The sequence below is a fragment of the Nonomuraea terrae genome (assembly GCF_044465245.1).
GTDB classification, from domain to species: Bacteria; Actinomycetota; Actinomycetes; order Streptosporangiales; family Streptosporangiaceae; genus Nonomuraea; species Nonomuraea terrae.
The window spans coordinates 1-24,443 of sequence record NZ_JBITLL010000002.1; the positions used below are offsets into that span (position 1 = coordinate 1).

The following is a 24,443-nucleotide window of genomic DNA, read 5'->3' on the forward strand; positions in this document are numbered from 1 at the left end:
GGCATGTCCATCGAGATGCGCGACACCGACGAGGACGTCTTCCGCGCGGCGGAGGAGCTCGGTATCGACCTGTCCCGGCGTGAGCCGAGCAGCGTCGAGGAAGTCTGACGGGTCCACACGTGCGGCCCGCGCCGGAGGGGCACTCCGGCGCGGGCCCGACACATTTCAGGAGCTTGTGAGCACGGCGAGCCGCTGGGTCGCCCGGGTCATCGCGACGTAGCGGTCGACCGCTCCCTCGATGCCCTCCCCCCACCTTTCCGGGTCGATGAGGACGACCAGGTCGAACTCGAGCCCCTTCGACAGCTCCGGGGTCAGCGACCTTACGCGGGACGTCGCCCGGAACGTGGGATCGCCGATGACGCAGGCGGTCCCGTCGGCGTGCGCGGCGAGCCAGGTGTCGAGGATCGAGCCCAGATCCGAAACGGAACCGTGCTCGACGGGCACCCCGCCGCTGCGGATGGAGGTCGGCACGTTGGCGTCCGGGAGCGCGGCCCTGATGACCGGCTCGGCTTCCGTCATGACCTCTTCCGGCGTCCGGTAGTTGATGCTCAGGGAGGCCAGGTCGATCCGGTCGAGCCCGACCCGTTCGAGCCGTTCCTGCCACGACTCCGTGAACCCGTGCCTGGCCTGGGCACGGTCGCCGACGATGGTGAAGCTCCGGGACGGACACCGGAGCAGCAACATCTGCCACTCCGCGTCGGTCAGCTCCTGCGCCTCGTCCACGACGATGTGCGCGAACGGGCCGGCGAGCCGGTCCGGGTCGGCGCCGGGCAGCGCGGTCTCGTCGATCAGGGCGTCCCGTACGTCCTGTCCGTGCAGCATCGTCACCACGCCTTCACCGTCGTCGTCGGCCGCCAGCAAGTCGTCGACGACCCTGGCCATGCGCTCCCGTTCGGCGGCGACGGAGGCTTCGATGCGGCGCTTACGTCGTGACGCCTCCGGGTCGCCGAGCCGCTGCCGTGCCGCGTCCAGGAGCGGCAGGTCGGACACCGTCCAGGCCTGGGCGTCCTCGCGCTGCAATCTGCGGACCTCATCGGGGCTGAGCCAGGGAGCGCACATCCGCAGGTACGCGGGCACCGACCAGAGGTCTCCGACGAGGTCGGCCGCTTCGATCACCGGCCACGCGCGGTTGAAGGTCGTGAGCAGCTCCCTGTTCTGCAGCAGCGACCTGCGGAGCAGGTCAGGCGAGACGTCGTCGTCGTGCTTGTCCAGCAGGATCGTGAGCAGCTCCTGCCAGATCCGGTCGCGCGCCTCGTTGTGCGGAGTGCCGGGTTCTGCCGCTTCGAACGCCTCGGCCCAGTCCGCGGGGCTCAGCGAGATGTCCGACCAGTGGGTCGTGACCGTCATCCCCTTGGTGGGCGGGTTCTCGTAGAACCTGACGGCCGGCTCGATGGCCTTCACCAGGTCCGCGGACGACTTCAGGCGGGCCACGTCCGGATCGGTCTCGACCGTGGCCGCGGCTCCCTCGGCGACGAGGTCCCGCAGGGTGCAGGTCTGCACGCCCTCCTCTCCGAGACTGGGCAGGACGTCGGCGACGTAGGCCAGGTAGGGCTGGTGCGGGCCGACGAACAGCACGCCGCCCCGGCGATGACCGAGCCGAGGGTCGGAGTAGAGAAGGTAGGCGGAGCGGTGCAGGGCGACGACGGTCTTCCCGGTGCCCGGGCCGCCGTCGACGACGAGAGCGCCCCGGGAGCCCGCGCGGATGATGGCGTCCTGGTCGGCCTGGATGGTGCCGAGCACGTCGCGCATCCGCGGCGAACGGCTGCTGCCCAGGCTGGCGATGAAGGCGGACTGGTCGTCGAGCGCGGCGTGCCCCTCGAACCCGTCCGAGGTGAACACCTCGTCCCAGTAGTCGCTGATCCGGCCGCGGGTCCAGCGATACCTGCGGCGGCTGGCCAGACCCATCGGGTTGGCGTGCGTGGCTCCGAAGAACGGCTCAGCCGCGGGGGAGCGCCAGTCGAGCAGCAGCCGGCGGCCCGCGCGGTCCGTGAGGCCGAGTCGTCCGACGTACACGGGCTCGGGGTCGTCCGCGCTGACCATCCGTCCGAGGCACAGGTCCAGACCGAAGCGACGCAGCGCGCGCAGCCGAGCGCTCAGCCGGTGGATCTCCAAGTCCCGGTCGAGCGCCTGGCGGCCTTTGCCGCCGGGCGCCTTGCGCGCGGCGTCGAGGCGGTCGGACAGGTCGGCGATCGACTGATCGAGGCTCTCCGCGATGGCCGCGAAGTGTTGCTCATCGCCGGCGATCAGCTGCGGGTCGGCCTTGGGGGAGAGGTGGTCGGGAAGGTCAAACGCGCTGGTGGTCAGCGGGTTCACTACGATGGGCTCCGATCTGAGTTCTCTTGCGCGCGGGGCGCCCGAATCGTGGCCATGACCGGCTGGACCCCGAGGCCGTTGCCGGTTCTGGTGGCAAAGGTTCTGGTGGCAAAGGTCTGGCTCGACGATCTCACGCGGACACGGGCGGCTTGTCAGGGTCGAGCAGCAGCTTGGCGGCCACCGTCGCACCGTCGGCGCGGATCATGCCGGCCACGGCGGTCGCTCGTTCGCGGGTCTCGGGGGTCAGGGCCGTCTTGAGCGCGGTCGACAGCGACTCGGCGGTGGGCTCCGGGCCGTCGTGTGCCGCGCCGATGCCCAGCTCGGCCACCCGACCGGCCCAGTACGGCTGGTCCGTCGCCTGGGGGACCACCACCTGGGGCGCGCCGGCCCGGGCCGCCGTCGTCGTGGTGCCCGCGCCGCCGTGGTGCACGACGGCGGCCACCCGGCCGAACAGCGCCTGATGGTTGACCTCGCCGACGACGAAGCAGTCGTCCCGGTCGTCGATCAGCGCCAGGCCGGCCCAGCCGCGGGAGACGAGGACGCGGCGGCCCTGCGCGCGGATCACCTCGATGGCCACCTGGGCGGCGTCCGTCGACGCGCGCATGGGCATGCTGCCGAAGCCCACGTACACCGGCGGCGTGCCGGCGTCCAGGAACGCCGTCAACTCGGCCGGGAGCGGGCGAACGTCCGGCAGGATCCACGCGCCGGTCTGGACGACGTCGAGATCCGGCGTCTCCTGCCACCGGTCCAGGACCGGGTCCGTCGCCAGCAACGGCCGGTCGCCGATGACGTAGTCGCGAACGTCGTCCACCGGGGGCAGGCCGATCGATGCCCGATGGGTGTTGAGCGCCGTACCGAACAGCGCGTTGATGCTCTGGGCGTCCAGCTCCCACAGCACCCGGTTGTCGGTCACGTCCGGCGGGAACGGCCGGCCCGGATACGCCAGTGGCGGGTGGTGCGGCGACGGCAGCGTGAGCTGCTGGAACGTCGCGTGCACGCAACGGATGCCCAGCTTCTCGGCCACCGAACGGGCGCCGGCGGCGGCCGGCATCATGCCGGTCGCCACCAGCACGTCACATCCCTCGGCCGCGGCGAGGACCACGTCGAGCTGGCCGGCGATCAGCTCGGCCGCGCGCCGCGGCAGGTCCGCCGGTGACGGCTGAGCGGTCGTCAGCGCCCGCGCCGACCGGCCGAAGGGCACCATCGGCACGCCGACATCGGCCAGCCGCTGAGCGAAGTCCTCGTCCGGCGGTGCGCACACCCGCACCTCCGCGCCGAGCTCCCGCAACCGCACCGCGAGTGCCACCAGCGGTTCGACGTCCCCGCGCGACCCATACGTCGACAACAACACACGCACTTCTCGTCCCCCCGGTTTGCGCAGCTCCTGGCCTTGGCCGACGATTCTCCGGCACGACCCGGGTCTTGCCGCAAGCCCCCCGGTGCGCTATACGTTGAGAGTGGAAAGGGTGGGGGCTCCTCTTTCCGCTTCCTCAGCCGCTCGGCGGTCAAGCGTCCGGCGTTGCCGGCAAACCGGTCGCGCGTGCCTTGAGCAGGTCTGCGACGTCAGCGAGTCCGACCTCGATGCGTCCGTAGATGCGGGGGTTGAGCAGTCTCGTACCGTCGAAGTCCCCGGCGGATGCGAAGAACGCGACGGGCACGGTCAGCGCCTGGAAGAAGGCGAACAGCGGCCGCAGCGCGTGCTCCAGGACAAGCGCATGGTGGTCGCCTCCGCCCGTCGCGGCAAGGAGGACGGGCTTGTTCGCGAGCGCGTACTGGTCGACAAGGTCGAAGAAGTGCTTGAACATGCCGGGGTACGTGCCTCGGAAAACGGGTGCCGCGGCGATGAGGAGATCGGCATCCTCGGCCAGCCGGAGCGCGGCCTCGACCTCGGGCGTGACGTCGTCGCGCCCGATCGCTCCGGTGAACCCCGGGCCCAGGCGGTACACGTCGATCCGAGACGTCTCCATGGGGAGCATCCCGCCCAGCATGTCGAGCACGACGTCGACGAGACCCATCGTCTTGGACGGCTGATTCGGGCTGCCGTTGACGACGACGACTCGCAGCGCCGCGCCGTCCACGCGCGCGGCCGGTTCCGCGTCGACGACGGACGTGGTCATGCCGCCCTCCCCTCACGCGCCGCGACCTCACGGCGCACGACCGGCGCCACCTCTGTGCCGAGCCGCTCGATCGCCTCGAGGTGCTCCTTCTGCGGAAGCCCGCCGAAGCCCATTTGCATGATGGCGCGGCTCACACCGTACAACTCGTGGTAGGCGAGCAGCTTGTCGATGATCTCTTGCGAACTGCCCACCAGCAAACCGGCCCCCGGCGACGACTGCGCGTCGAACGCGGCCCGCGGAAGCAGCAGCCCTTTGCCCCGTTGGTGGTTGTTGTCCGCCATGCCCTTCGCGAAGTAGGGGTACATGACGTCTCTCGCCTCCTGACTGGTGCGCCCGACGTACCCGTGCGCGTTGATGCTGATCCGCAGCGCGTCCACGTCGTGCCCCGCCTTCGCGGCGGACTCCCGGTAGAGAGCGACGGTCTGCTCGTGGAAGGTGATCGGCCCCAGCAGCAGGGCCAGCGCCATCGGCAGACCGAGCCGGCCGGTGCTGACGGCGGACGCCGGCGACCCGCCGACCCCCACCCAGATCGGGATCGTGGCGCCGTCCGCGCGGGGCGCGATGTCGGCGTCGACCAAGGGGGCGCGGAAGCGTCCCTTCCAGGTCAGCGGGTTCTGCTCGCGGATCTTGAGCAGCAGGTCGAGGTTCTCGCGGAAGAGGTCGGCGTAGTCACTCAGGTCGTATCCGAAGAGCGGGAAGGATTCCGTGTAGGAGCCGCGTCCCGCGATGATCTCGGCTCGGCCGGCCGACAGCAGGTCGATCGTCGCGAACTGCTCCCAGACGCGTACGGGGTCCTCCGAGCTCAGCACGGTGACGGAACTCGTCAGCCGGATGCGCTTCGTCTGCTCCGCCGCGGCCGCCAGCAGGATGGCCGGTGCGGATCCGACGAAGTCGCTGCGATGGTGCTCACCGACGCCGAACACGTCGAGACCCACCTCGTCGGCGACTTTCGCCTGCTCGATCGTCTCGCGGACGCGTTGCCGCGGAGATGGGAGGGCACCGGTGGTGAGATCCGCGGTGATCTCACCGAAGGTCATGATTCCGATCTCGAATGCCATCTCTGTTCCTAGGTCGTCGGTGATGCGGACGGTGGGCAATAACTTGTCTGCGCAAGCAGATATTCCGGCCGATGATTTGCCTGCGCAGACAGCATCTGGATAGCGTGCCGCCATGGCGACCGACCGTCTGGGAGACCTTGAGCAGGAAGCTTGGGAAGGGTTCCTGCGGGCGCACGAGCGGCTCTGGCGTGCTATGGAGGCGGGGCTCGCTCCGCTGAACGTGAGCATGGCCGAGTACAGCGTGCTGTCTCTGCTCTATTCCGCCGGCCCCGAAGGCAGGCGGATGTCGTACCTCGCCCAGCGCCGCCTGATGTCCAGCGGCGGGTTCACCCGCCTCGCCGACCGGCTCGAAAGCCGCGGGCTGATCGAGCGACGGCGGTCACCCGTTGACGGGCGCGCCTTCGATGCGGTTCTGACCAGTGATGGGCGGGCGCTCATGCGCAAGGCGCGGCGCCGGCATCACAGCGATCTGCGCGAACTGTTCTTCGACCGGCTCGACGACGACGACCTCCGTCGTCTGGCCGACATCTGGGCCCGCCTCGATCCCGCCGTCGAGACTGACCGCGGCGACGACGCGTAGCCGTGTGATCGGGTGCTACGCGGCCAGCCCGGTCCGGAGAGCGGCGGCGACCTGGACGACGCGCTCGGCCTGGTGGCGGGCGGCGTTACGGGTCTGGTCGCTGATCGGGTTGTTGCCCTGCGCGTCGACGTGGGAGGTGCCGTAGGGGTTGCCGTCGATGAACTTCACCGGGTCGGTGTAGCCGGGCGAGACGATCAGGCCGCCGAAGTGGTGGATGGAGTTGTACAAGGCCAGCAGCGTGGATTCCTGGCCGCCATGGGCGGTGGCGGTGGTGACGAACCCGCTGTAGACCTTGTCGGCCAGCAGGCCCCGCGCCCACAGCCCGCCCAGGGCGTCGATGAACTGCTTGAGCTGTGAGGAGACGTTGCCGAAGCGGGTGGGCGTGCCGAAGATCACGGCGTCGGCCCAGGCGACGTCGTCGGCGGTGGCCACGGTGACTCCGGCGCTGGCGGCGGCGTGTGCGGCCCAGGCTTCGTTGGAGGCGATCGCCGCCTCCGGGGCCAGTTCCGCGGCCTTGCGGAGCCGTACTTCCGCGCCGGCCTTCTCGGCGGCCTGGGCGACCTCCTTGGCGATCTCGGCGCTGAAGCCGGTGGCGGAGTAGTAGATGACAGCGACCTTGACGGGCGTGGTCATGAGGGGTTCTCCCATCGATGACTGGCGAGGAGGAAAGGCTCGAAGTTAGTTGAAACTTAAATCTCTTTGATTGAAATGTCAACTAGTTCGGGACGCGGCGGCCGATCACCGCTGTGGGTCGCGCGGGCCCGCTAGGCGGGTACGGCACTGTTCTTCTGGCCGGCCAGTGGCGGGCTCGCTGGTGCTGTGACCGGATAGTTCGCCGGTTTGGTCAGGCTGCGGCTGCCAGGGAGGCGCTGCCTTTGCGGCGCCGGTCGGCGTCCACAGGTGATCGTCGCGACGGAATGGCAGCCGTGGAAGTACCTCGCGCCGTGGGCGCGGACGGGTCGCCGGCAGGCGGGCGGGCTTGCCCTGCTCGCCCGGCGGGAGCGCCGCGGTGGGGCGGATCACTGGAGGGCCCGAATCCGGCGAGAGCGAAGAGCCGGTCCGGGAGCGTTCCAGGGCCTCCTCGATCCGGATCGCGTCCGGGTCGGGCGATTCGTTTCAGGGCTGGTGTGCTGGAAGGTGCTGCCGCGGAGCGGCAGCGGGCACCGTAAGGCTTCCCCGCCGATGTGGACGCGGCCCAAGGCAGGCGGCGAGTTTGCGGATCGACCAGCGGGTGAAGGGCCGGCCGAGCTTGGTGCGGCGGGTGGTGGCCGTCCGGACGTCACCACCCATCCGACCGCTCCCGTCGCCCAAGCCGTCACGAACCCATGTGGTCGCGGCGCTGGCCTTCGATGATCCGATCGAGCCAGTCGCTCAGCAGTTGGCTCTCGGAAGGGCTGAGGACCTTCAGGTCCCCGAGAGCGGCCCTCAGGGTGATGGCGCCGGCCACGACGTCGTCCCCGGTCCGCGTGGAGCCGGTCGTGGCGGGTTCGGTGATCGCGTGGATGACCGCTTCGCGGACGATCCGGGCGGCGTCCATGTCGCGTTCCGCCTCTGGTGTGGCGATCAGGGCCAGCGTGGTGCCCCGTCCGGCCGCGTGGATCACGCGCGCCGCCCGCTCCTCCGGCACGCGGAGCCGACCGGCCAGGGCGACGCGGTGCACCAGCCCGGCGAGGATCTCCGCGGCCTGCTTGGCCCCGTCGGGCTCGGTACCCGGTCGTGGGCTCCCGTAGATGAGCGAGTACAGCGTGGGCTCGGCGAGGCCGAACCCGACATGCAGCTCCCAGCCGCGCCGCAAGTCCTCCACGGGGTCGCCGCTGGGCGTCAGGTTTCGCTTCTCGGCGAGGTACGCCATGAGCCCTCGACTGGCCACGGCATCCAGCAGACCCTGCTTGTCGCCGAACAGCCGGTACAGGATCGGCGCCTGCACGCCGGCGGCCTTGCAGACCGCCCTGGTGGAGACGGCGTCCCTTCCCTCGCGCGCCAGCAGGTCCGCTGCGGCGTCGAGGATCGCTTCACGCTTGTCGATGCTGGACATGTAGCGATGCTAACAGGCCTTCCCCTTAATCGGTAACAATAAGTGCTAACACTCTCTTGTTATCGGTGAAGAACTGGTGCTAACTTGCAATCGTTAGCGCTTGAACGAGGAGGATGTTCATGAATACCGCATCACGCATCGCCATCGTCACCGGGGGCTCGCGGGGGATCGGCCGCGCCGTCGCCTCCAGGCTCGCCGCGGCGGGCCTGGACGTCGCCGTCGTCTACGCGTCCAACGCCAAGGAGGCGGACGCCGCCGTCGACGAGATCGAGGCGGCCGGCAGCCGCGGGATCGCGCTGCAGGCCGACGTGGCCGACGAGGTCGCGGTCGCCGTCGCGTTCGACACCGTCGAGGAACGCCTCGGCCCCGTCGACGTCGTGGTCAACGCAGCGGGTGTGATGGCGCTGCAGCCGACCCGTGAGCTGGACCTGGCCCAGCTGGACCGGCAACTGCGCATCAATGTCCGGGGCACGTTCGTCGTGGCCAGGCAGGCCGCGCGCCGCATCCGGTCCGGTGGCGCCATCGTCGCCTTCTCCACCAGCGTCACCCGACTGCACCATCCGGCCTTCGGCGCGTATGCCGCGAGCAAGGGGGCGGTGGAGGCCCTCGTTCCGATCCTGGCCAGGGAACTGGGCGGCCGAGACGTCACGGTCAACGCGGTGGCACCGGGCCCCACGGCCACGGAGCTGTTCTTCGACGGCAAGTCACAGCAGGACATCGAGCGGATCGCCGGCCTGAGCCCGATGAGGCGGCTCGGCACCCCGCAGGACATCGCGGAGGTCGTCGCCTTCCTGGCCGGCCCCGGCCGATGGGTCAACGGCCAGATCGTGTTCGCCAACGGCGGCGCAGCCTGACTCCGCACTCGACCATCTAGGAGGAACCCCCCATGGAGACGCGTACCAGCATCACGGCGCACCCCGCCGTAGATCGGCCCACCGCCGGCCGGTTCGTAGCCTTCACCGCCATCGCGGCCGTGGTGGCGGCAGTCGCCGCCTACACCAGCACAGCCCTGGGCCTGCAGGCCTGGGTCATGTTCGCGGGCTGGGTGGCGTGGTTCACCCGGCCCACCTCTGCCCGCCTCGGCGTCCACGCCGTCATCTGTCTATGGCTCGGCATGGTGCTCGCCGTGCTCGGCCACACCATCGTCGAGCTGACCGGCCCCTTCGCGGGCGCCGCGGCGTTGCCGCTCGCGGTCCTGGTCCTGGCCACGGTCGTTGTCGGCCTGCGCACGACGCCCGTACTCGACAACATGCTCGCCTGGTTCGTGGGCCTGGTGACCTTCTTCGCCGCGGAACCGGAGCAGGTGCTCCCGGGACTGCTCACCCTGATCGCCGGTAGCGCCCTGGGCGCCTTCGCCGGCTTCGCCTGCCAGCGGCTGCAGCACCGGTTCGCCACGTAGGGGCCCGAGCGGGGGGACGGAGCCCGTTCCCCCGTTCGCCTGACAGCCAGGAAGGACAGCTCAGCCATGCTTCTCATCCCACGTACCGGCGGCCGCCACAGCGCCGTCGCCGTTCTCCTCAGCGCCCTGGTCCTGGTGGCCGGTTGCGGCACACCAGGACCCGGCATGTCGCAGGACCTTCCGGGGCCGGGCACGTCGCAGAACACCCCAGCCCAGGTCGCGGGCGGCCTGGTCCCCGGAGAGGTCACCGAGATCGCCGGCGGCCTGACCATGCCTTGGGGCCTGACGTTCCTCCCGGACGGCTCCGCCCTGATGTCCGAACGGTCGACGGGACGGATCGTGCACATCCGGCAGGGCCGGGATCCCGAGCCGATCGGCGCGGTTCCCGGGGTCGAGGTGAGCTCCGAGGGCGGCCTGCTCGGGCTGGCCGCCTCGCCGTCCTTCGACAGGGACCGCACCGTCTACGCGTATGTGTCGGCCTCGCCCACCAACCGCGTCGTGGCGCTGCGCCTCGCCCCCGACCTGCGCTCCCTGCGCCAGGAACGGGTGATCCTGGACGGCATCGAAACCGCCGACCGCCATCACGGCGGGCGCCTGCGCTTCGGGCCGGACGGCAACCTCTGGATCGGCACCGGCGACGCCTTCTCGCCCGAGAACGCGGCCGACGACGAGTCACTGAACGGCAAGATTCTGCGGATTCGGCCCGACGGATCCGTGCCGCCGGACAACCCCTCGGGAACCGCCGTCTACTCCACCGGCCATCGCAACGTGCAGGGCATCGCGTTCGGCCCCGACGGCACCGCCTACGCATCCGAACTCGGTCACCGCACGTGGGACGAGCTGAACGTCCTGCGCCCGGGACGCGACTACGGATGGCCCGAGTCCGAAGGGCAGGACGGCTCGCACGGCGAACGCCCGATCTTCACCCTTCACCCCGACGACGCCTCGCCGTCCGGCATCGCCATCGCCGGTGGGGCCGTCTGGATGGGCGCGCTCGGCGGACAGCGGCTCTGGCGCCTGCCCGTCGACGGACCCCGGGCGGACGGCGAGCCCGTCGCCTACTTCACCGAGCGCTACGGACGGATCCGCACAGTGGAGCCGGCACCCGACGGCTCCTTGTGGATCACGACCTCCAACACCGACAGAGCGACGTGGGGTGGCACCGACGCCCGGCCGGGCGACGATCGCATCCTGCGCGTCGAACTCGTCCGCCCCACCTCCTGATTTCCTTCGAACGGAGAATCGTCATGTCCACCATCCTCATCACCGGAGCCTCCACCGGCATCGGCAACCTCACCGCCCAGGCACTCACCCGCGCCGGGCACACCGTGTGGGCCAGCATGCGCGACCCGTACGGACAGGACGACGTCCACCGCCGAGAACTGCTCGACTTCGCCGCACGGCACGGCGCGACCCTGCACGTCGTCGAACTCGACGTCACCTCGCAGGAATCAGCCGACGCGGCCGTCGGCACCGTCCTGCGGGACGGCGGCGACCTCGACGTCGTGATACAGAACGCGGGGCACCTCTACGTCGGATACACCGAGGCGTTCACCGCCGAGGACATCGCCCGCCTCTTCGACATCAACGTCATCGGCGCCCACCGGGTGAACCGCGCGGTCATGCCTCATCTGCGCAACCGCGGCGGCGGCACCCTGCTGTACGTCGGCAGCACCATCATCGTCACCACGCCGCCCTTCCTCGGCCCGTACGCGGCCTCCAAGGCGGCTTTCGACACCCTGGCGGTGGCCACGTCGTACGAGGCCAACCCGTTCGGTGTCGAGACCTGCATCGTCATGCCCGGTGCGATCACCAAGGGCACCCAGCACTTCCCCAACGCCACCCGAGCCGGCGACTCAGCCGTCTCGGCCGCCTACGCCGAACTCGACCCGCTGGTCGCGCGCAATGAGGAGGTGACCTCCGCGCTCTTCGTCCCCGGAGTCGACCCGAGCCCCGTCGGAGTCGCCGAGGAGATCACCCGGATCCTCGCCCTCCCGCACGGCGCCAAGCCTTTCCGCAGCGTCGTCGACTACACCGAATCCGGCGTGGAGGCGGTCAACGACGTCGCTCGCGCCACACGCGAGAACTTCGTCCGGCGCATGGGGTTCGGCGAGCTGCTGACCCCGCGGAAACAGCGGCACGCCGCCGGCGGGCCCGGCACCGGATCGGCGTGACCGGCCGTACCTGACGCGCCGGGCCCCCTGGACGACAGGCGGACAGCTGCGCGGGCCCCCTCCGGAAGCGGAGGTTCGTGAGGCGGGCCGACGCCGGTCAGGTGAGGCCCGCGTCGTGGGCGAGGAGCGCGATCTGGGTGCGGTTGTCCAGGGCGAGCTTGGTCAGGATGCTGGAGACGTGGGCCTTCACCGTCGTGACGCCCATGGCAAGGTCGGCGGCGATGTCGGCGTTCGTCCGGCCCTGGGCGATCGCCAGGGCCACCTCGTGCTCACGCGGGGTGAGGGCGGCCAGCGCGGCGCGGGCCCGCTCGTAGGCGCCGGCCTGAGCGACGGTGCGGTCCATCAACCGCCGGGTGATGCGCGGGGACAGGATCGGGTCTCCCGCGGCGACGCGAGTGATCGCCTCCACGATCTGCGGTGGCGGGGTGTCCTTGAGCAGAAACCCGGCGGCACCGGCGCGGAGCGCGTACAGGACGTTCTCGTCGGTGTCGAACGTGGTCAGCACGATCACCTCGGGCGGCCGGGCGCGGGCGCGTAGCCGGCGGGTGGCGGTGATGCCGTCCACGCGAGGCATGCGCAGGTCCATCAGGACGACGTCGGGGGCGTGGGCGTCGGTGGCGGTGACGGCCTCCTGACCGTCGGCCGCCTCGGCGACGACGGTGATGCCGGCGGCGCCGTCGAGCATCATGGACAACCCGGCGCGGACCAGGGCGTCGTCGTCGACCAGGAGCACGCGGATCACGCCGGCCATGGTAGCCGGGCCTGGAGCCGGAACTCTCCGTCGGTGCTGTGGTGGTCCAGCTGCCCGCCGGCCAGCCGTACCCGCTCGGTGAGCCCGACCAGCCCCAGCCCGCTGCCGGGCCCGCTGCCGGGCCCGCTGCCGGGCCCGCTGCCGGTCGCGAGGGAGTCCGCGTCGGCCGAGGGCAGCGGGTTGCGGATGTCGATCACCAGGGGCGTGCCGGGAGCGCCGCGCAGCACAACCTCGATCGGCTGGCCGGGGGCGTGTTTGCGGGCGTTGGTCAGCCCCTCCTGCACGACGCGGTACGCGGTCAGCGACGCCGCCGCCGGCAGGGTGGCGACGTCGGTGACCTCCTCGCGGAGCCGTACCGGCTGGCCGGCCTGCCGTGCGTCGCTGATCAGGGCGGGCAGATCGGTCAGACCTTGCCGGGGCTCCAGCTCGTCCAGGTGGTCGTCCTGCTCGCGGAGCAGGTTGATCACTTCGCGCAGCTCCTCCAGCGCCTGGTGGACACCGGCGCGGACCACCCCGGCGGCCCTGGCGACCTGGTCGGGGGAGGAGTCGGGGCGGTATTCCAGTGCCCCGGCGTGGGTGGCCACCAGGGACAGGCGGTGGGCCAGCACGTCGTGCATCTCTCTGGCGAGCCGGCGGCGTTCGGCCATGCGGGCCTCGGCGATCCGCCTGCCCTGCTCGGCCTCGGCGCGGCGGGCGCGTTCGCGCAGGGAGTGGAGCAGGGCGCGGCGGGAGCGGGCCAGCGCGCCCCAGCCGAGCAGCGCACCGTAGGAGGCGCAGATCAGCAGCAGCCACCAGCGCAGGGAGATGCCGGAGCTCGGCCGCCACAGCCCCTGGACCAGGTGGGCCAGGACGCCCGCGGCCGCCATCGCCGCCGCGACGGGGAAGCGCCTGCGCTGGGCCACCTGGAGCGCCCCCATCGTCGCCGCCGGCGTGGCCACCGGAGAGAGCGTGGCCAGGAGGGTGGCGGCCAGCGCCCCGGAGGCCGGCCACCGCAGCTGGGCGAGCGCGGTGGCCAGGCTCACCGCCGCGACCGCGACGTCCAGCCCCCAGGTGGGCCGGCCGGCCAGGCCCCACAGCGTCACGGCGTTCAGCGCGCCCACCACAAGGACCACGCCGGCCACCGCCAGGCGGTACGGGGGTCGGATCTCGCTCACCGGGCCAGGTTAGTGGCCGGTACGGGGGACCCATCACCTACCAAAGGAGGACCCGTACCCCGCCGGGGGAGGACAGGGCGCGACCGCGCGCCCGATGCGGCGGACCAGGCCGGCGGGCGAGGCTGACCGGCATGAACACCTCACTCAGAAGACTTCTGCTCACCCTGATCGGCGCGCCCGCGGCCGCCCTGGCCGTCTGGGCCCTGGCGGTGCCGGTGGCCGGGACGGCCCTGACCGTTCGGGCGGGCGGCGGCACGCAGCCGGTCGGGCCGGTATCGGTCGTGATGGCGAGCCTGCTGGCCGGGCTGGCGGGCTGGGCGCTGCTGGCCGTCCTGGAGCGGTTCGCGTCCAGGCCCGGCCGGGTCTGGACGGTCGTCGCCCCGGTCGTGCTCGTCCTGTCGCTGTTCGGCCCGGTAGGCGGCGCCGTCGGTATCGGCGCGACGCTGGTGCTGGTCCTGTTGCACCTGGTCGTCGGCGCCGTGCTCGTTCCGGGGCTGGCGCGGCGATGAACATGCCGGTCGCCGGACACGACACGCTCGGGGCTCCCCGAGCTCAGGGACAGGAGACATGACATGACGGTCCTCGCCAGAGCGATCGAGGCCAGCCGCCGCTACGGCGACGTGCTCGCGCTCGACCGCGTTTCGCTCGACATCAGGGCAGGCGAGCTGGTCGGGCTGCTCGGCCCGAACGGCGCGGGCAAGTCCACCCTCATCAATCTCTTCGTGGGGCTGCGCCGGCCGACGTCGGGCGCGATGGAGCTGTTCGGCGGCTCGCCGCAGGACCCGGCCCTGCGCCGCGGCATCGGTGTGACACCGCAGGAGACCGGGTTGCCGGAGTCGTTACGCGTGGGCGAGATCGCCGACTTCGTCTCCGCGCACTTCCCCGAGCCCCTCGGCACGGCGGAGCTGCTGGCCAGGTTCGGCCTCAGCGACCTGGTGAGGCGGCAGGTCGGGGGACTGTCCGGCGGGCAGCGGCGGCGGCTGGCGGTGGCACTCGCGTTCGCGGGCCGGCCGCGACTGGTGTTCCTCGACGAGCCCACGACCGGGCTGGACGTCGAGGCCAGGCGGGCGCTGTGGGACGGCATCAAGGCCTTCCACGAGGACGGCGGCACCGTGCTGCTCACCAGTCACTACCTGGAGGAGATCGAGGCTCTGGCCCACCGGGTCGTGGTGGTCGGCCACGGCCGCGTGCTGGTCGACGACACCGTGCGGGCCGTCCGCGACATGGTGGCCGCGCGGCGCGTCTCCCTCGTCGCCGATGACCTGCCCGAGCTGCCCGGCGTGCTCGGCTCCGAACGCGCGGACGGCCGGATCGACCTGGTCACCACCGACCCCGACCGGCTGGTCGTGGAGCTGGTGCGCAAGCGCGTGCCGTTCTCCGGCCTGGAGATCAGGCCGGCCACGCTGGAGGAGGCCTTCCTCGCCATCACCTCGAAGGAGCCCGCGAATGTCTAGCCTGGTCCTCGCCCATACGCGCTATCTCATGATCGAGCAGATCAGGGTCCCGATCGGCATCCTGGCCAGCTCCTTCTTCCCGGCCATCTCGATGCTGGCGTTCGTGGTGCCGTTCGCGGGCCAGGACGTGAGGAGCGCGACGACGGCGACAGGCTCGCTGATGTTCTTCGGCGCCATGTCCGCCGCGCTGACGGGGCTCAGCTCCACGGTCTCGCAGGACCGCGAAGGGCCGTGGAATCCGTACCTGCGCACGCTGCCCGCGGGCCCGGTCCCGCGCTTCGCCGGGCGAATCCTGTCGACACTCGCCGTCATGCTGATCTCGGTGATTCCCGTGCTGGTGATGGCCGCGCTGTTCACGGAGGCGACGATCACGCCGACCGGGCTGCTGCTGGGGCTGGGCGCACTGGTCGCGAGCATTGTGCCCTTCATGCTGATGGGGTTGTTCGTCGGCTTCATGCTGGTGTCGAAGGCCGCGACGGCCGTGTCGCAGCTCCTGTTCTTCCCGATGGCCATCCTCGGGGGGCTGCTGCTGCCGCCGCAGATCCTGCCGGGGTTCCTGCAGGTCGTCTCGCCGTACGTGCCCACCCGGGGCGCGGCCGAGCTGATCTGGTGGGCGATCGCCGGGATCGGCCCGAGCGCGGTGTCGCTGGTCATGCTGGCCGTCTGGACCGTTGTCATGGCGGCCGCCGCCGCCTGGGCCTACCGCCGCGACGAGGGCAGGCGATTCTCCTGACCCGCCCCGCTACCGCGGTGGGAAGGGGCGGACCAGCTCCTTTCGACTCGGTGACGGCGATGCCGCCGGTCCTGTCGGTTCAGGGAACTTACGCGCCGTCGGAGTACGGCACGCACCCAGCCGTGGGTTCGATCCGATGCCGATGAGGTCTTCGGCCTCATTCGCGGCACAGCGCGGAATCTAGGCTCCTGGCCACACCCCTGTCCCTCCGGAGGCCTCCATGCCTGGGCCCCTGCACACGGCGCGGTGGAGGCCGGCCGCCGAGCCAGGCCATGTCCCGCAATCAGGAGGCGAACCGACGAGTGACCACGATGGAGCACGTCGAACGGCTACGCGAACATGGAGTGCCGTTCCGGAGTTCTCTTGACGCCGGACGGAACCTGGTGCGGCCGGCGTTGCCGGGCGTGCTGGTGCACGTGCCGCTGGTCACGCTGTCCTTTGCGGCGCTGATGCTGACGGCCGGTGGGTCCGCGGCGCTGGTCGACCAGCGGTTCCAGGTGATCGGGACGTCCGACGTCGCGCTGCTGACCTGGACGCTGGTGCCCGCGGCGGTCGTGCTCGCCGGGAGCCTCCTGGTGTTCCCCGCGACAGTGATCATCGCCGCGGGTCATCTGGTCGATCGGCAGGTTTCGCCCGTCGAGGCGCTGCGGGCGACGGTGCGACGGCTGCCCTCGCTGCTGGTCCTGCTCCTGGTGGCCGCGTTGGCGGCGGGGGCGACCTGGGCCGCGAGGGCCGGCGTGCTCATGGCGACCGACGAGCAGTGGCCGGCCGTTGTGGTGCCGGCGGTGGCCGCGTGCATGGCCATGCCGGGCCTGCTGGCCGTGCCCGCCATCGTGCTGCACGGCTGTTCGGGGCTGGGCTCGATCCACCGCGCTTATTGCCTGACGCGGCTGCGCTTGCTGCCGGCCGCGTCGACGCTGGCCTTCGGGGTCGTACTCGTTCCTGTCGCGGCGACGTGGGCTCTGGATGCGGGGCTCCGCCTGCTCCCCGGCCCGCTCACGACCCTCGGATGGGGCCTGGCCGGAACCCTGCTGGCGCTGTCCATGACGCCCTTCCAGGCCGCCGTGGTCGCGCGCCAGTTCCTCCACTGCATGGCGTGGCGCACCGAGGTGGACGACTCGGACCTGGCGCACGGCCTGCCCGACGCCTCGCCGCCGCGCCCGGTCACGCCCGGACTCCTGCCGGCGGCGCTGCTGCCCGGACTGCTGTTCAGCGGGGTTGTGCTGGTCAACCCGTTCGGGTGGCCGGAGATCGCCGAGACGAACGTGACGGAATCCTGGACGCCGCGGGAGTTCTCCGCCTCCTCCCGCGACCGCGGCCCGGAGCTGCGCCCCTTCGACCTGCAATCCCTGCACACCGGGCGCGGCGCACACCTGATCGTGGTGATGGACGGCTTCCAGGACCGTTCCAGCCTGCTGGCATGCGCCGACCCCTCGTGCCGGAGGACGAGTTTCGAGTGGGCCGAGCCGCGGGACGCCGGCACCCGATGGGAGGCGGGCGCGGCCGGCACACGACTGCCCGACGGGCGGCTCGCGCTGACCACCTGGACCGCCGGCGGGCTCGAACTGCTCACCTGCGAGGCGACCCGGTGCGTGCGCGGCAGTGGGACCGTCGCGACGACGCGCTCGCGGCCGGAGACGGTGGGGGTGGCGCTGGCCGTACGGCGGGGTGGCGGCCTGGTCGTGGCCTACGCCGAGAAAGACCCGGCGGGCGGTGACCAGCCGACCCACGACCTCGTGTCCTTCGTCTTCTGCGCGGACACGAGCTGCGCCCGCCCGGAGCGCAGGCAGGTCGCCCGTCTGGACGCGACCGCGTACTCCGCCACCGATCACAATCTGGCCGTCGCCGTCGGCCCGGGGGAGCGTCCGGTCGCCGCCCGGTACGACCCCGTCAACGGCCAGATCCAGGTGATCTCCTGCCTTGACGTCGCCTGCCGGCAGCCGCGCGTGAAGCCCGTGCCCCCCGTCCCGTCGAATCCCTACGACCTGCCCTGGACGTTCGGCCTGTCCATGGCCGTACGCCCCGACGGCCGCCCCGTCATCGCTTACCGGGACCTGCGCGACCAGGCGAACAAACTGCTCGACTGCCGCACCCCTGACTGCGCCCGAGCCGACGTGCGGCTGCTGGGCGCCGGAGACGAGCACCACGCGGTCCCGGCGCTGGTCCTGGACCGCGCGGGGCGGCCGGTGGTGGCGTTCGAGAGCCGTGAGCACCAACGGCTCATGCTCGCCGTCTGCACCGGCAATCGTTGCGAGAGCATCCCGGTGTCCAGGAACAGAGGCGGCTTCGGAAACAGGCTGGCCATGACCGTCAACGCCGAGGGCGACCCGGCGATCGCCTGGATCGACCACCAGCTCGCGCCGCCCGGCCTCAGCTGGAACCTGCACGTCACCACCGCACTCAACCTCACGCCGGACTGAGGAGGGCGGAGGTCGCGCCGCACCGTCGAGGACGCTCGGCCTCCATGGCGACGGCCCGGCGCGATCGCGCCGGGCCGTCGTGCACGTCCGCGCTCAGCTCGTGGGGCTGGAGACGGGGCTCAGGGTGAACGTGTCGAAGTCGGGGCTGTAGCCGGTGCCGCTGTCGAAGGTGAGGGTGTTGGCGCCGGCGCGCAGGGTGACGGTGGTGGTCAGGTCGCCGGGGGTGTCCCAGCTTCCGGTGGAGGGGAAGGACAGGCTGGTGGCCGGTCCGTCGTTGACGGTCAGGGACACGCCGCGGGTGGGGTCTCCCGCGATATAGCTGATGATCAGCAGGTACGTCCCCGCCGCGGGCACGGTGACGTCACCCAGTGTCAGCGCGCCGCCCTGGTAGAGGTCGCCGACCTTCTGGCCGCCGGAGCACGCCGTGCAAGACGCCACGCGTGCCCGGCCGCTCAGCGTGCCGGACTCGGCCTCGTAGCTGGTGCCGGGGGCGGCCGGGGTGGTCGTCACGGGGACGGCCGCCGACGGCGATGAGATGTTCCCCGCCGCGTCTCTGGCCCGGACCTCGAACGAGTAGGACGTGCCGGGGTTCAGACCGGTCATGGCCGCGGTGGTGCCGGTGAGGCTCGCCTTGACGGTGCCGTCCTGGTAGACGTCGTAGGCGGTGACGCCCACGTTGTCGGTCGAGGGGCTCCAGGACAGCGTGACGTCGGTGGCGGTGACGTCGGTCGCCCGCACGTCGGCCGGCGCGGTGGGGGCGGCGGTGTCCGGCGGCAGGACGGCCTTGGGCGTGATCCTGACCAGCCGGGAGCCGTGCGCCGGGATGGCGGTGGCCTGCCAGCTTCCGGTGGACTTGCCGAGGTCGCGGCGGGCGACCAGGTCACGCACCTTCGCCGGGCCGACGATGCCGAGGTCGGCCCAGCGCACGGTGATGTCGGCCGGTGAGTCGCCCAGGTTGTAGACGGCCACCGCGAGGCTGCCGTCGTCGAGCTGCTTCTTCCAGGTCTGCAGGGTGCCGCCGGTCACCCGGCTCGGGATGCGTCCGGCCTGGTCGACGGCGATCACCTCGGGGTTGGTGAGGATGGAGACGGCCTTGGCGTCCAGGTTGGCCAGGTCGCCGCCGACGTACAGGGGAGAGGACGCCATGGACCAGAACGTCATCACGCTCTGCCGTTCCACGTCGTTGATGCCGTCCTGGAGGCCCGTGCCGGTGTTGTTGACGATCGGCATGGAGTCGAGGTCCGGCCAGTAGTTCGGGCCGACCACGTCGAGCCAGGCCGGCAGGTCGTTCCAGCGGTCGTCGACCGAGCTGGTCCAGCTGGACACGGTGTCGCAGTAGCACTCGATGTCGGTGTTCACGCGGACGCTGTTGGCGTGCGGCTTCAGCCCTTCGCCCGCGGCGCGCGGCACCGGCCAGGCGCTGGCGGTCAGCCACATGGTGCGGCCGGCCCGGTCGATCGCCCGCGACCACGCCTCGATGTCGGCGACGTTGTCGGCCGTGGTGCCGTCGATCTTGACGAAGTCGACGCCCCACGACGCCATCCGGGCGACGATGGAGTCGATGTAGGCCTGCGCGCACGGCCGCGAGTAGTCGATCTTCCAGTTGCCGCCCCACATGTTGGTGGGCGTGAGCGGCTGCACGGCGATGTCCTGGGCACGGCAGTCCGTGCCGAGGATCGGGGAGTTGCGGTCGTAGACGGTCTTCTCCAGCCCGGCCGCCCCGTACAGGCCGATCTTGAGGCCCTTGCCGTGGACGTAGTCGGCGACGGGCTTGATGCCACGGGGGAACCTGGTCGGGTCGGGGTCGGGGATCCCGTTGCCGTCGAAGCCGAAGACCCAGTCCATGGTGGCGTTCCACCCGGCGTCGATGTTGATGTAGCGGTAGCCGGCCTTCTTGAGGCGGCCCGCCATGGCGTCGGCGGCCCGGCGGATGTTGGCCTCGGTCAGCCAGTCCGTCCCGTACCCGTCACGGGTGGAGGACTGGACGCTCCAGCTGCTCCAGCCCATGAAAGGACGGGCGGAGAAGTCGCTCTTCGCGAGGGCGGGACTGCCGTTCACCACGGCGAACGTGGCGGTCAGGCCCAGCACGGTGAGGAAGGTGAGAAGGGCACGGACAGGTGGGGAGTGTCGCATTCGGGTTCCTTGAGCTGGATCGAGCGGTGACGGGTCGTGAGGGCGTTCAGCCCTTCAGGCAGGACGTGGTCGTGCCCTGCACGATGTGCCGACGGCGGGAGGATCGTGATCACTGCGCCGGCCGAACAGGCCGGGCGGGCGGACAACGCGAGGGAAAGAGACAGGGCGGGCGTAGGGGTCAGAGGGTGAACAGGGTCTGCACGGCGACCGCCGCGGCGCCTCGCGCCCATGCCTCGAAGGGCAGGGGCCGGATGGTGAGCGGGCAGTTCGCGGCCGCGGCGAACGCCTGCGCCACGAAGGTCTGCCGGATCTGCTCCTCGAACAGGTCGTAGTTGGCGACGCCCTCGCCCGAGACCACGACGCGCTCCGGGCCGACGAGGTTGACCATGGCGGCCAGCCCCAGCCCTATGGCGTGCCCGGCACGGGCGAAGACCTCGCGGACGCCCTCGTGGCCGCCGCGGGCCAGGGCGACGGCGTCCTCCATGGTCAGGTCGCGGCCGGCGGCAAGGCGGGAGGCGGCCACGATGGCCTCGGTGGAGGCGATGGCCTCGACGCAGCCCCGCCCACCGCAGTGGCACGGCGGTCCTCCACCGGCCACGGGGACGTGCCCGATCTCGCCGGCCACGCCGTACGCGCCGGAGACGACCCGCCCGCCGACGACGAGGCCGCAGCCGATCCCGGCGCCCACCGTGACGAGCGCGAACGACGCCGTGTCCACACCTTCGCCGAACCACTGCTCGGCCACGGTCAGGGCTTTGACGTCGTTCTCCAGCGTGGTGATCAGGCCGGTCGCCCTGGTCAGGTGGGCGGCGAGCTCGACGTCGTTCCAGCCGATGAAGGGGGAGTAGCGGACCTTGCCCGAGGCCCGGTCCACGTCGCCGGACAGGGCCACCCCCATGCAGTGGGCCCGTTCGCGGTAGGCGGCGTTCTGCCCGAGCAGTTCGCCGACCAGGTCGACGATCTGGGCCGCGACGTGGTCGAACACGTGGGAGTCCAGCGCGCGGTGCCGGGAGTGCAGGATCTGCGCCCGCAGGTCGGTGACCACGCCGATCAGCTCGTCAGAGGTGATCTTGATGCCGACGAAGAACTCCCGGTCGGCGCGGACGGCGAGCGGGCTGGCGGGCCGGCCGGCTCCGGTCGCCGCCCGCTCGCGGTTGGGCAGCTCCTCGATGTAGCCGGCGTCGATGAACGGCCGTGCCGCCTTGGTCACCGCGGCCTGCGACAGCCCGGTCATCCGGGCGATGTCGACCCGCGAGATCGGCCCGCGGGTGAGGACGGTGGTGATCACGGTGGCCTCGGCGGGGCTGCCGATGGAACCCCGGGTGAACGTCGGCGGCTGAAACATGATCGTAACGTAGAAGCATTAATTAATTCTGTCAAGAATTGAATTGGGGAGTGGGGTGGCCACTTGTCGCTCTGATCAGGATCTTGCTGTCACGGGCAAGGGGCAGCTGCGCGCGATCTGATATATAACTAATAGAACAGACCGATTTGGGAGGGCGCATCATGCTGCAGGTACAGATCCACCGGGAAACGCTGACGGTCCACTTCGCCCCGTGGACGCGGTTGTTCACCAGGACCGGCTCCGTGAGCGTGCCGCTGACCCAGATCGCCGCGGTGGACCTGCTCGACCGGCCGCTTGGAGCTGCCACGGGAGTGCGCTACGGCCTGCTGGTCTCCGGCGTCATCAAGATCGGCACCTGGACGTCTCTGCGCGGGGTCAAGCGTCTGGTCGCCGCCCGCCGGCAGGTCAGCGGCGTGCGGATCGTCCTGAAGAGCCGGGCGTCGCACCACGACGAGCTGATCCTCAGCGTTCCCGACGCCGAACACCTTCAGCGCCGGCTGATCGCGGCGACGGCATGAACATCGAGGTGCGCGGCCTGACCAAGGCCTTCGGGTCGATCACCGCCGTCACCGACCTCAGCTTCGAGGTCGAGGCCGGCAGCGTGACAGGATTCCTGGGTCCCAACGGCGCCGGCAAGAGCACCACGATGCGGATGATGCTCGGCCTGGTCGCGCCGGCCTCCGGCACCGCCACGTTCGGCGGCGACCGCTACGCCGACCTGCCCCACCCGTCGGCCACCGTCGGAGCCGTGCTGGACAGCGCCGGCTTCCACCCCGCGCACACCGCCCGCGACCATCTGCGGGTCTACGCCCGCATGGGCCGGTACGGCACGGCCCGGGTCAAGCAGGTCGCCGACCTGACCGGGGTGTCGGCCTTCGCCGGCCGCCCCACGCGCACCCTGTCCACCGGCATGAGGCAACGCCTCAGCCTGGCCACCGCGCTGCTCGGCGATCCCCAAGTGCTGCTGCTGGACGAACCGAGCAACGGCCTCGACCCCGAAGGCATCGCCTGGCTGCGCTCCTTCCTCCGCGAGCTGGCCGCCGACGGCCGCACCATCCTCGTCTCCAGCCATGCGCTCGGCGAGATCGAGCACATGGCCGACCACGTGGTGGTGATCCGCGACGGGCGGCTGGTCACCACCGGGCCCGTCACCGGCCTGTACGGCTCAGCCACCGTGCTGGTCCGCTCCGCGCAAGCGGACCTGTTCGCCACCGAACTGACGGCCAGCGGGGTCCAGGTAGAACGTCCGCAACCGGATCTCCTGCGCATCCACGGCCTGAGCACCGCACAGGTCGCCACCGCAGCGGCCTCCCACGGTGTCACGCTGCGCGAGATCACCCGCGAACAACCCACCCTCGAACAAGTATTCCTGCACCTCACCGGAGGTTCCCGATGATCGCGCCGCCGGCCGCGCTCCTGGCCGCGGAGTGGACGCGCCTGACCAGCACCAGGCTCTGGCTGTGGGGTCTGCTGGCCGCGCTGGGCAGCGGAGCGTTCGTCGGCCTGCTCGCACTCGCCGGGCCGGAGAACTTCACCCCTCCGCTGCCCGGGCTGGACACCGCCCAAGGCACCCACGTGCTGCTGGGCCTGCTCGGCTGCACGGTCTTCGCCCCCGCGCTGCTCGGCACCGTCGCCGTGTCCTCGGAGTACCGGCATCGGACCATCACCACCACGACGTTGTTCGCTCCCAGACGCTGGACCTGGCTGGCGGCCAAGCTGGCGGTCCACACCGGGGCCGGGCTCGCCTACGGCGCTGTCGCCGCGACCGTGGCCGGCGGCGCTCTCTTCGGTGTGGCGGTGCTCAAGGGCATCACGCTCGGCCTGCCGACCGTCACGGTCGCGGCCCTGCTGGCCCGCATCGCCCTGACCATGGCGGTCTACACCCTGCTGGGCGTCGCCGTAGGCGCCCTCCTCCCCAACCAGGTGACCGCGCTCGTCGCTGTGGGCGCCTACTTCTACATGATCGAGACCGTGCTGATGCTCATCCCGGGCGTCAAAGAGCTCTATCCCTATCTCCCGGGCGGAGCCACTGCCGCACTGACCGGCTTCACCTATCTGGCGGACGCCCTGGCCAGCCAGACCGGTACCTCGGCGGCCCACGTGCTGTCCGCGCCGGCAGGTGCTGCCGTACTGGTCTGCTACGCCCTGATCGCGATTGCCGTCGCCGTGGCAGCGCCGCTGCGGCGAGACATCATGTGAGAGCCGGAGGGTCGGCCGGCAGGGGCGTGTCCAGTGATCGGCTCTGTCTCTCGCTTCCCTGTTTCCACGTCACAGGCGTCGGCCGACGGTGAGGACGACCGACCAGTGACGGGTGAGACGTCCGTCCGGGCGTGCGGCGAGATGGCGGCGTATCTCCTGGTAGAGGTGTTCGCGCTTGGCCGGCTCCATGGCGATGTGGCCGGAGAACGTCTCCAGCAGGGCGATGTGTTCATCAGCTGTGTAGCGCGATGCCCCTACATAGAGCCTCGTCCCGACCACGGTGAAGTGCCCGGAGGCGTCGAACTCGGCGGCGACGGGGTCGGTCTGGTCCTCGGGCGGTGGCGAAGGCCACGGGCCGCCGTGGCCTTCGCCGATCTCCTCGTAGACCTTCTGGATCTCGGTGAAGAACGGGTCGAAATCCGCCGGCATCGCGTGGTCGGCGTTCCACACGGCCAAGTGGCCGCCCGGGGTGAGAAGGCCGGCTGCTTTCGCGTACTTGACCTGCGAGTCCACCCACTTCCACGCCGTGGCCGCGTAGGCGAGCTCGATGACGACGTGATGACGGAGACGTCGGAGAA

The 24,443-nt window shown here is 71.1% G+C and carries 23 protein-coding genes; 12 read left to right on the forward strand and 11 right to left on the reverse strand.

Annotated features, from left to right (window positions below):
- Nucleotides 1–165 precede the first annotated feature (165 nt).
- The 4 genes from helR to ACIBP6_RS06195 form a co-directional block, all read right to left on the reverse strand.
- Complete coding sequence (helR, locus tag ACIBP6_RS06180) at nt 166–2,313, reverse strand: RNA polymerase recycling motor ATPase HelR (protein WP_397049339.1); 2,148 nt, start codon at nt 2,311–2,313, stop codon at nt 166–168.
- Nucleotides 2,314–2,443: 130 nt separating this feature from the next.
- On the reverse strand, nt 2,444–3,664 hold the full coding sequence (locus tag ACIBP6_RS06185) for a glycosyltransferase (RefSeq protein WP_397051466.1): 1,221 nt from the start codon (nt 3,662–3,664) through the stop codon (nt 2,444–2,446).
- Between the two features lie 154 nt (nt 3,665–3,818).
- Entirely contained in the window at nt 3,819–4,430 is a 612-nt protein-coding gene (locus ACIBP6_RS06190; protein WP_397049341.1) for an NAD(P)H-dependent oxidoreductase, read from the reverse strand.
- The gene (locus ACIBP6_RS06195) at nt 4,427–5,602 is read right to left on the reverse strand and encodes an LLM class flavin-dependent oxidoreductase (RefSeq protein WP_397049343.1); all 1,176 of its coding nucleotides are present in this window, start codon (nt 5,600–5,602) and stop codon (nt 4,427–4,429) included. Before ACIBP6_RS06195 ends, ACIBP6_RS06190 begins: the two co-directional genes overlap by 4 nt.
- Between ACIBP6_RS06195 and ACIBP6_RS06200 the strand changes: the two genes are divergently transcribed.
- Complete coding sequence (locus tag ACIBP6_RS06200; protein ID WP_397049345.1) at nt 5,601–6,068, forward strand: MarR family winged helix-turn-helix transcriptional regulator; 468 nt, start codon at nt 5,601–5,603, stop codon at nt 6,066–6,068. The two genes, ACIBP6_RS06195 and ACIBP6_RS06200, sit on opposite strands and share 2 nt — an antisense overlap.
- Before the next feature lie 15 nt (nt 6,069–6,083).
- Here the strand turns inward: ACIBP6_RS06200 and wrbA are convergent, their stop codons facing one another.
- Together wrbA and ACIBP6_RS06210 are read right to left on the reverse strand one after the other, a co-directional pair.
- A complete protein-coding gene (gene wrbA / locus ACIBP6_RS06205; RefSeq protein ID WP_397049347.1) occupies nt 6,084–6,701 on the reverse strand; it encodes an NAD(P)H:quinone oxidoreductase in 618 nt (205 codons plus the stop codon).
- A 682-nt stretch (nt 6,702–7,383) separates the two neighbouring features.
- Nucleotides 7,384–8,103 (reverse strand): TetR/AcrR family transcriptional regulator, encoded by a 720-nt coding sequence (locus tag ACIBP6_RS06210; protein ID WP_397049349.1) that lies wholly within the window; start codon nt 8,101–8,103, stop codon nt 7,384–7,386.
- Between the two features lie 113 nt (nt 8,104–8,216).
- Between ACIBP6_RS06210 and ACIBP6_RS06215 the strand changes: the two genes are divergently transcribed.
- From ACIBP6_RS06215 to ACIBP6_RS06230, 4 genes are all read left to right on the forward strand, one after another.
- A complete protein-coding gene (locus ACIBP6_RS06215; RefSeq protein ID WP_397049350.1) occupies nt 8,217–8,957 on the forward strand; it encodes an SDR family oxidoreductase in 741 nt (246 codons plus the stop codon).
- A gap of 32 nt (nt 8,958–8,989) precedes the next feature.
- Nucleotides 8,990–9,502: a DUF1097 domain-containing protein gene (locus tag ACIBP6_RS06220; RefSeq protein WP_397049352.1), complete on the forward strand. Its 513-nt coding sequence runs from the start codon at nt 8,990–8,992 to the stop codon at nt 9,500–9,502.
- Nucleotides 9,503–9,568: 66 nt separating this feature from the next.
- Entirely contained in the window at nt 9,569–10,726 is a 1,158-nt protein-coding gene (locus tag ACIBP6_RS06225; RefSeq protein WP_397049354.1) for a PQQ-dependent sugar dehydrogenase, read from the forward strand.
- A 23-nt stretch (nt 10,727–10,749) separates the two neighbouring features.
- Nucleotides 10,750–11,676, forward strand: coding sequence for an SDR family NAD(P)-dependent oxidoreductase (locus ACIBP6_RS06230; RefSeq protein ID WP_397049356.1), 927 nt, complete (start codon nt 10,750–10,752; stop codon nt 11,674–11,676).
- A gap of 97 nt (nt 11,677–11,773) precedes the next feature.
- On the opposite strand, the gene ACIBP6_RS06235 is transcribed toward ACIBP6_RS06230, so the two are convergent.
- Nucleotides 11,774–12,427, reverse strand: a complete 654-nt coding sequence (locus ACIBP6_RS06235) for a response regulator (protein ID WP_132610016.1) — start codon at nt 12,425–12,427, stop codon at nt 11,774–11,776.
- Nucleotides 12,415–13,581 (reverse strand): sensor histidine kinase, encoded by a 1,167-nt coding sequence (locus ACIBP6_RS06240; RefSeq protein ID WP_397049358.1) that lies wholly within the window; start codon nt 13,579–13,581, stop codon nt 12,415–12,417. Before ACIBP6_RS06240 ends, ACIBP6_RS06235 begins: the two co-directional genes overlap by 13 nt.
- Before the next feature lie 131 nt (nt 13,582–13,712).
- On the opposite strand from ACIBP6_RS06240, the gene ACIBP6_RS06245 reads away from it, so the two are divergent.
- From ACIBP6_RS06245 to ACIBP6_RS06260, 4 genes are all read left to right on the forward strand, one after another.
- Nucleotides 13,713–14,090, forward strand: a complete 378-nt coding sequence (locus ACIBP6_RS06245) for a DUF6069 family protein (protein WP_397049360.1) — start codon at nt 13,713–13,715, stop codon at nt 14,088–14,090.
- 63 nt (nt 14,091–14,153) lie between these two features.
- Nucleotides 14,154–15,035 carry an ABC transporter ATP-binding protein gene (locus ACIBP6_RS06250; protein WP_397049362.1) on the forward strand — a complete coding sequence of 294 codons (882 nt, stop codon included), beginning with the start codon at nt 14,154–14,156 and terminating at the stop codon, nt 15,033–15,035.
- Nucleotides 15,028–15,768 carry an ABC transporter permease gene (locus ACIBP6_RS06255; protein WP_397049364.1) on the forward strand — a complete coding sequence of 247 codons (741 nt, stop codon included), beginning with the start codon at nt 15,028–15,030 and terminating at the stop codon, nt 15,766–15,768. Before ACIBP6_RS06250 ends, ACIBP6_RS06255 begins: the two co-directional genes overlap by 8 nt.
- A 302-nt stretch (nt 15,769–16,070) precedes the next feature.
- Nucleotides 16,071–18,188, forward strand: coding sequence for a hypothetical protein (locus tag ACIBP6_RS06260; RefSeq protein WP_397049366.1), 2,118 nt, complete (start codon nt 16,071–16,073; stop codon nt 18,186–18,188).
- 93 nt (nt 18,189–18,281) lie between these two features.
- On the opposite strand, the gene ACIBP6_RS06265 is transcribed toward ACIBP6_RS06260, so the two are convergent.
- Together ACIBP6_RS06265 and ACIBP6_RS06270 are read right to left on the reverse strand one after the other, a co-directional pair.
- The gene (locus tag ACIBP6_RS06265; protein WP_397049368.1) at nt 18,282–20,321 is read right to left on the reverse strand and encodes a fibronectin type III domain-containing protein; all 2,040 of its coding nucleotides are present in this window, start codon (nt 20,319–20,321) and stop codon (nt 18,282–18,284) included.
- A 178-nt stretch (nt 20,322–20,499) separates the two neighbouring features.
- Complete coding sequence (locus ACIBP6_RS06270; protein ID WP_397049370.1) at nt 20,500–21,666, reverse strand: ROK family transcriptional regulator; 1,167 nt, start codon at nt 21,664–21,666, stop codon at nt 20,500–20,502.
- A 161-nt stretch (nt 21,667–21,827) separates the two neighbouring features.
- On the opposite strand from ACIBP6_RS06270, the gene ACIBP6_RS06275 reads away from it, so the two are divergent.
- The 3 genes from ACIBP6_RS06275 to ACIBP6_RS06285 are packed head-to-tail and all read left to right on the forward strand — an operon-like array spanning nt 21,828 to nt 23,865.
- Complete coding sequence (locus ACIBP6_RS06275; protein WP_397049372.1) at nt 21,828–22,184, forward strand: hypothetical protein; 357 nt, start codon at nt 21,828–21,830, stop codon at nt 22,182–22,184.
- Complete coding sequence (locus ACIBP6_RS06280; protein WP_397049374.1) at nt 22,181–23,062, forward strand: ABC transporter ATP-binding protein; 882 nt, start codon at nt 22,181–22,183, stop codon at nt 23,060–23,062. Before ACIBP6_RS06275 ends, ACIBP6_RS06280 begins: the two co-directional genes overlap by 4 nt.
- Nucleotides 23,059–23,865 (forward strand): ABC transporter permease, encoded by an 807-nt coding sequence (locus tag ACIBP6_RS06285; protein WP_397049376.1) that lies wholly within the window; start codon nt 23,059–23,061, stop codon nt 23,863–23,865. The genes ACIBP6_RS06280 and ACIBP6_RS06285 overlap by 4 nt, the downstream gene beginning before the upstream one ends.
- A gap of 69 nt (nt 23,866–23,934) precedes the next feature.
- Here the strand turns inward: ACIBP6_RS06285 and ACIBP6_RS06290 are convergent, their stop codons facing one another.
- The gene (locus ACIBP6_RS06290; protein ID WP_397051529.1) at nt 23,935–24,378 is read right to left on the reverse strand and encodes a hypothetical protein; all 444 of its coding nucleotides are present in this window, start codon (nt 24,376–24,378) and stop codon (nt 23,935–23,937) included.
- Nucleotides 24,379–24,443: the final 65 nt, after the last annotated feature.

Bases quoted from the DNA above. Each gene is read 5' to 3' on its own strand.
- ACIBP6_RS06190 (WP_397049341.1), bottom strand. From the start codon at position 4,430: ATGACCACGTCCGTCGTCGACGCGGAACCGGCCGCGCGCGTGGACGGC.
- ACIBP6_RS06200 (WP_397049345.1), top strand. From the start codon at position 5,601: ATGGCGACCGACCGTCTGGGAGACCTTGAGCAGGAAGCTTGGGAAGGG.
- ACIBP6_RS06195 (WP_397049343.1), bottom strand. From the start codon at position 5,602: ATGGCGGCACGCTATCCAGATGCTGTCTGCGCAGGCAAATCATCGGCC.
- wrbA (WP_397049347.1), bottom strand. From the start codon at position 6,701: ATGACCACGCCCGTCAAGGTCGCTGTCATCTACTACTCCGCCACCGGC.
- ACIBP6_RS06210 (WP_397049349.1), bottom strand. From the start codon at position 8,103: ATGTCCAGCATCGACAAGCGTGAAGCGATCCTCGACGCCGCAGCGGAC.
- ACIBP6_RS06215 (WP_397049350.1), top strand. From the start codon at position 8,217: ATGTTCATGAATACCGCATCACGCATCGCCATCGTCACCGGGGGCTCG.
- ACIBP6_RS06220 (WP_397049352.1), top strand. From the start codon at position 8,990: ATGGAGACGCGTACCAGCATCACGGCGCACCCCGCCGTAGATCGGCCC.
- ACIBP6_RS06225 (WP_397049354.1), top strand. From the start codon at position 9,569: ATGCTTCTCATCCCACGTACCGGCGGCCGCCACAGCGCCGTCGCCGTT.
- ACIBP6_RS06230 (WP_397049356.1), top strand. From the start codon at position 10,750: ATGTCCACCATCCTCATCACCGGAGCCTCCACCGGCATCGGCAACCTC.
- ACIBP6_RS06235 (WP_132610016.1), bottom strand. From the start codon at position 12,427: ATGGCCGGCGTGATCCGCGTGCTCCTGGTCGACGACGACGCCCTGGTC.
- ACIBP6_RS06245 (WP_397049360.1), top strand. From the start codon at position 13,713: ATGAACACCTCACTCAGAAGACTTCTGCTCACCCTGATCGGCGCGCCC.
- ACIBP6_RS06250 (WP_397049362.1), top strand. From the start codon at position 14,154: ATGACGGTCCTCGCCAGAGCGATCGAGGCCAGCCGCCGCTACGGCGAC.
- ACIBP6_RS06255 (WP_397049364.1), top strand. From the start codon at position 15,028: ATGTCTAGCCTGGTCCTCGCCCATACGCGCTATCTCATGATCGAGCAG.
- ACIBP6_RS06265 (WP_397049368.1), bottom strand. From the start codon at position 20,321: ATGCGACACTCCCCACCTGTCCGTGCCCTTCTCACCTTCCTCACCGTG.
- ACIBP6_RS06270 (WP_397049370.1), bottom strand. From the start codon at position 21,666: ATGTTTCAGCCGCCGACGTTCACCCGGGGTTCCATCGGCAGCCCCGCC.
- ACIBP6_RS06275 (WP_397049372.1), top strand. From the start codon at position 21,828: ATGCTGCAGGTACAGATCCACCGGGAAACGCTGACGGTCCACTTCGCC.
- ACIBP6_RS06280 (WP_397049374.1), top strand. From the start codon at position 22,181: ATGAACATCGAGGTGCGCGGCCTGACCAAGGCCTTCGGGTCGATCACC.
- ACIBP6_RS06285 (WP_397049376.1), top strand. From the start codon at position 23,059: ATGATCGCGCCGCCGGCCGCGCTCCTGGCCGCGGAGTGGACGCGCCTG.